Genomic DNA, 5,262 nt, shown 5'->3' on the forward strand with positions numbered 1-5,262 from the left:
GCGCTGGCCCGGGCCAGCCGCCTGCGTCTGCTCACCGCTTTGCGCGAAGGCCCGCAGGGTGCGCGCGGACTCAACGAGCGCATCGAAGCGCTGCTGGCTGGCAGTGCCCGCGCCGGTGCCGGGCCGCGCTATTTCCACGGTCGTTTGTTGCTGATCACCGAGAACAGCTACCGGCATCGGTTGTTCAACGGTGACATCGGCATCTGCCTGCGCGATGACAGCGGGGCGGTGATGGCGTGGTTTGCCGGCGAAACCGCCGGACAACCCCGCGCGTTCCATCCGGCGGCGTTGCCCGCGCATGAAAGCGCCTTCGCGATGACCGTGCACAAGGCGCAGGGTTCGGAGTTCGACGCGGTGTGGCTGCAGCTGCCACGGCGCGACACCCGGGTGTTGTCGCGCGAGTTGATCTACACCGGCATGACCCGGGCGCGACAGTCGCTGCATCTGCTGGGCAGCGAAGACGTGCTGACCGCCGCGCTCGGCCGCCATGCCAGCCGCCTGTCCGGACTGGCGGCACGGCTGGGCCTGCCAGCGCCAACGTCACCGCCCGCCGACGAGCTACCGCCCACGCAGGGCGACCTGTTCTGACCATGGGGCCGACGGGTGCCGGCACCCGTCGGACCGTCAACTGGACTTCTCGGGGATGACGCATCCGTAGAGCCGGGCTTGCCCGGCTGCTGTTGGCGCTGCGCGAAGGGCAGCCGGGCAAGCCCGGCTCTACGGGCACTGCGTGAATCACCCCATTCGTCGCGAAACATCGGCAGCCTGCTGCGGCGGCTCCACACCGCCCAACGCGCGCCGCTGCGCATCGTCATGCAGCTGGCTCAGCGTGTCATACGACTGCTCCAACGGCGTACGCGCCATCAGCCCGACGGGCGCTGATGCGCGCAGATGTGCCGGATCATCCAACGCCCCCTGCACCGCGAACATGCGCTGCCCGCTGCCGTCGGCCGGCGGTTGACCCAGCATCACGTGATCCACGCGCTGCAAGCCCTGTCCCTTGGCCGCGGCCAGCAGTCCGACGGAGATGCGCTCGCTGATGGCATCGAACGCTCGACCATGCTGGCGGTCGATCACATCCACCTCCGCGCGGATCACCTGCAGCATCTGCCGTTCCTGCGCAGGCAGGTCCGCGTCGCTGATGAAGCGCTGCAGCCGCGTCTGCTTCGGCAGGGGGTTGTCGACCTCGTCATTGAGTTTGCTGTCCGGGAAAGGGGGGCGGATGCTTTTGATGTGCTTGATGTTGTCCAGCGGCTTCAGTGCGCCGTCGAACTTCGTGTCCTCGACCTGATCGGGCGTGGTGCGATGCAAACCGGCGTGATTGAGCGCACCCCAGGCGAAGTCGATGCAGCTGTTGGTCGCACCGTTGTACTGGGTGCTGAAGCCGTGCTTCTCTGGATTGTCGCCGAAGGCCTTCAGCTTTTCATACTGGTTCTGAGTGATCTCCAGCGAACGTACGTAGAGAGGATCCACATACCGGCCAGCATCTTTGTCGGAAACAGCCCCCGGTCCGGACATCACTCCAGGGGACTCTGGTGCGAAGCCGTAGCTCAGTTTGGTGCTGCCATCGGCAATTTCGTAGTACACATGTCCTGCTGCCGAACTTCCGCCGCCGCGGAACGGGGTGCCAGGGGCCGCGACGAATATGGAAACGGTGTATGTATTGTTCAACTCAACCTCTACTTGCCCATACGGGCATACGCGATCATCAACTCCGCCTGAAATCCGCTAAGGTCCGTGGGTGGATCAAGCAACTGCAGCCTTAGGCGATAGCGCCCCGGGCTGATATCTGCGGCCCATGCGAACTCGAAGTAGCGGTAGCTGGAGCCGTCTCCGTCCAGGCCCGCTGCATTGACTGATCCATGGTCCACGTCGCCTGGCTCGAGACGGGGCACAACACCGTCGGCACCTACGACAGCGGTTGTGGGCTTGCTGGAATCGGACCCAACCCACTCAATACGGTAGAGAGGGATGTCCGTGGGTCGTCCGGCTGCAATGCTCTGCAACCTCACGATGGTCGAAAAGCTCTTGCGCCGAATGGCATCACGCACTTCGTACGAACGGAGCCCACTTTGATCGGCAACACGGAACCCAAGGAACAAGGCCGGAGACGCGTGCTTGGGCCGAGGCGGCACATCGAATTCGATCACCATCGGCTCGGCCATCTTCACCAGTGGAAGCGGCCGTACCAGCGGAACCAGATCATCTCGCCGTTGTTGTTCGGAACTGCGCGTTCCGGACGGCTCGCAGCCGGACAGCAGAACGGTGCCCAGCAGGGAGATGGCCAGCGCCATCACCCGAATTCGAACCCGCATGACGCTCCTTCGCAGTGCGCGTGGCTGAAGTGGAAGGCCGAACACTGGGGTTCCGACTTCGCGCGGTCAATTGCACCTGTCGTAATCAGACGGGTGGGGACGGTACCGGGATTGCGACGCACCCGTAGAGCCGGGCTTGCCCGGCTGCTCTTCGCGCACCGCCAACAGCAGCCGGGCAAGCCCGGCTCTACGGGGTTCCCATGCATGGTGGCAAGCCCCGATCGGGTTCCCATGCATGGAGGCAAGTTCCGATCGGGTGCCCGTGCATGGAGGCAAGTTCCGATCGGGGTTCCCATGCATTGAGGCAAGCCCTGATCAGATTCCCGCAAGCGGAGGCAAGCCCGACCGATACGCGTCAGCCGCGTTCGGGATACATCGCGTAGCGCAATCCGAGCACGCCCATCAGCGCTTCGTCGCGCGCCTTGCCCGCGGCTACGGTCTGCACGCGCTGCAGCGAGGCATCCAGCTGAGCCTGCAGTTCAGGCGGTGCCGGCAACGGCTTCCGCTGCGCCACCTGTGACCGGTAATGCGCCGCCACCGCATCCAGAATCGCCTCCACTGCCTGTCGGCTGGTTTCAGGCAACGCATGTCGGGCGCGGCGCAGCTGCAGGATGTTCAGGCCAATGCGCGCCTCGGTCAGCATGTCCACCGACGCCAGGTCGCTGCCCGCCGGTGCCGCCGCCAGACGCGGGGCGAGCAGGCCGAGCAGGTCCAGCATGCGTGCGGCAAACTGCTGGCGATCCTGTTGACCCCGGCCCTGCGCCGCATCGGCCAGCGTGCTCCAGCCCTGGCGTACCAGCCGCCGTGCGGTCCATTCGGCACCCACCGAACGGAACAGCCGGGTCATCACCACCGCAAAGCCAATGCCGATGAACATCGCCACCGATGAATTGATGAAGCTCTGGATGTTGGCGCTGTAGGTGTTCTGCACATTCAGCAGTGCCACCAGGTTGACCGTCAGCGGCAGGCCGATCAGCGCGGTCTGAGGGCGGTGCAGCAGCAGGCCCAGTGGCAGGAACACCACCGCCAGCACCAGCGCCAGGCTGCCGAAGTCGTGTACTGCCGGGAAGATGCCGAACAGGTACACGCCGGCGACCAGGCTGGCGACGATCGCCCACAACAGGAACTGCAGCATGCTGGGAGCCGGGTCGTCCTGCGCGGCGAAGAACGCCGCCGCCACCGCCGCCATCATCGCCCCGTTGCCGCCGCCCTCCCAGCCCAGCGCGATCCACAGCGCGCAGTAAGTCATGAGCGCGACGCCGGCACTGGCAGCGGAAAACAGCGCCATTCCGTAGTCGACGTGGCGGCTGTGCCGCACCGGGGTGGCCCGGATGCGGTAATGCGCGGTGTCCAGCGGCGCGGTGCCCTGCTCAATCGCGTGCTGCAGCGTGCTGCAGTCCTGCCACAGGTCCACCAGTTCCTCCAGTCGCAGCAGCAGGGTGACCAGCAGCAGGTGGTCGAGTTCGCCATCCACGGCAGGTTTCAACGCCAGGATGCGCTCACGCAGCACGGCGTACTCGCTGGCACTGGATCGACCGGGCCGCTCCAGCCACTGCGCGATGTCGGTGATCAGCGCTTCCAGCCCCGGCGGCAGCTCGCGCCCACCGGCGCGCAAAGCACCCAACCGGTCGGCAATCGACGACAGCACCGGCAGCATCAGCAGCATGCGCTCGCGCAGCCGTTCCATCGATACTGCGGCCCCGGCGTGGCGCGGATCATCGCGACGCAGGAACTCGATCAGCGCCTCGAACTGCACCAGGTCGGCGGCCAGACGATTGCGCGGTGCATGTGCCTGGCCGCGCAGCAGGATCTGCCGGCACCACTGTGCGGCATCGCCCATCCAGCTGCCGATGCGCGCACGCAGCATGGGTTGGACGGAGGTGGGGAAGAACAGCGAGGCGAACAGCACCGCCACGACCGTGCCCAGGATGATTTCCTCGCTGCGCGCCACCACGGTGTCGAAGATGGTGTCCGGCGAGGTCACCGCCGGGAAGCCGATGAAGGCGGTGGTGTAACCGGCCAGCAGGAAGGCATAGCCACGCGGGCCGCGGTTGAGCAGGGCGATGAACAGGCAGGCCGACAGCCACAACGACATCGCCGCGCTCAGCAGCAGCGGCGCTTCCACCAGGTGCGGCAGCATCCACAGCGTGGCCGCGCCGGCAATCAGCGTGCCGATGATGCGGTACGCGCCCTTGGCCCGGGTCGGGCCCAGCATCGGCTGGGTGACGATGTACACAGTGGCCATCGCCCAGTACGGGCGCGACAGGTTGCCGGCCAGGCCGATGTACAGCGCGGCCAGCGCGGCCAGGAAGGTCTTGACCGAGAACGTCCAGGCCTGGCGGTCCAGCAGCAGCATGGAGTTACTCATTCGACGCGTGCGCCGCCACGGCGTCGGCGTTCCAGCCGCCGCCCAGCACCAGGAACAGGTGGATCTGGTCACGCGAAATCTGTGCTTCAGCCTGGGCCAGGGTAGCGTCGGCCGAGGCAAGGGTGCGGTCGGCATCCAGGCTGGACAGGTACGGCGTGCGCCCGCCCTGGTACAGCCGGCGGTTCTGCGCGGCGGCCAGCGCGGCCTGCTGCTGCGCCTGCTGAAGCGACTGCACCCGGTCCAGGTCGTGCGCGTAGCGGCTCAGTGCGGTCTGGGTTTCGCGCAGCGCCTGCAGCACACTGCTGTCGAACTCGGCCAGCGCCGCGTCGGCTCCGGCTTCAGTGGCGTGGATGCGTGCGTGCGTGCCGGAGGAGGGCAGGGTCCAGGAGATCAGCGGTCCGAACGACCACTGCCGGGTCATCGCATTGCCGAAATCTTCCAGCAGGCCGGCGGCCCCGACCGACGCGCCCAGTCGGATGTCCGGATACAGCTCGGCGGTGGCCACGCCGATCCGCGCGGTGGCCGCAGCCAGGCGGCGCTCGGCCTGGCGAATGTCGGGGCGACGCTGCAGCAGGGCGC

Annotated in this window: 5 protein-coding genes; 1 reads left to right on the plus strand and 4 read right to left on the minus strand. The window is 66.8% G+C overall.

Annotated elements, in window-relative coordinates; translation table 11 throughout:
* Positions 1-588, plus strand: a 588-nt coding sequence (locus EGJ34_RS20315) for an ATP-binding domain-containing protein (RefSeq protein ID WP_185750273.1), incomplete at its 5' end; no start/stop codon positions are given.
* 147 nt (positions 589-735) lie between these two features.
* Here EGJ34_RS20315 and EGJ34_RS20320 read toward each other — a convergent pair.
* The 4 genes from EGJ34_RS20320 to EGJ34_RS20335 form a co-directional block, all read right to left on the minus strand.
* A complete protein-coding gene (locus EGJ34_RS20320; protein WP_260477083.1) occupies positions 736-1,587 on the minus strand; it encodes an XVIPCD domain-containing protein in 852 nt (283 codons plus the stop codon).
* A 92-nt stretch (positions 1,588-1,679) separates the two neighbouring features.
* Positions 1,680-2,315: a hypothetical protein gene (locus EGJ34_RS20325; protein WP_125362243.1), complete on the minus strand. Its 636-nt coding sequence runs from the start codon at positions 2,313-2,315 to the stop codon at positions 1,680-1,682.
* A 355-nt stretch (positions 2,316-2,670) separates the two neighbouring features.
* Positions 2,671-4,671 carry an FUSC family protein gene (locus tag EGJ34_RS20330; RefSeq protein WP_125362244.1) on the minus strand — a complete coding sequence of 667 codons (2,001 nt, stop codon included), beginning with the start codon at positions 4,669-4,671 and terminating at the stop codon, positions 2,671-2,673.
* A gap of 4 nt (positions 4,672-4,675) precedes the next feature.
* Positions 4,676-5,262 (minus strand): TolC family protein (locus EGJ34_RS20335; protein ID WP_260477084.1); only part of this gene is annotated, 587 nt, incomplete at its 5' end.

This window comes from Stenotrophomonas sp. 278 (genome assembly GCF_003935715.1).
GTDB lineage: Bacteria > Pseudomonadota > Gammaproteobacteria > Xanthomonadales > Xanthomonadaceae > Stenotrophomonas > Stenotrophomonas maltophilia_AH.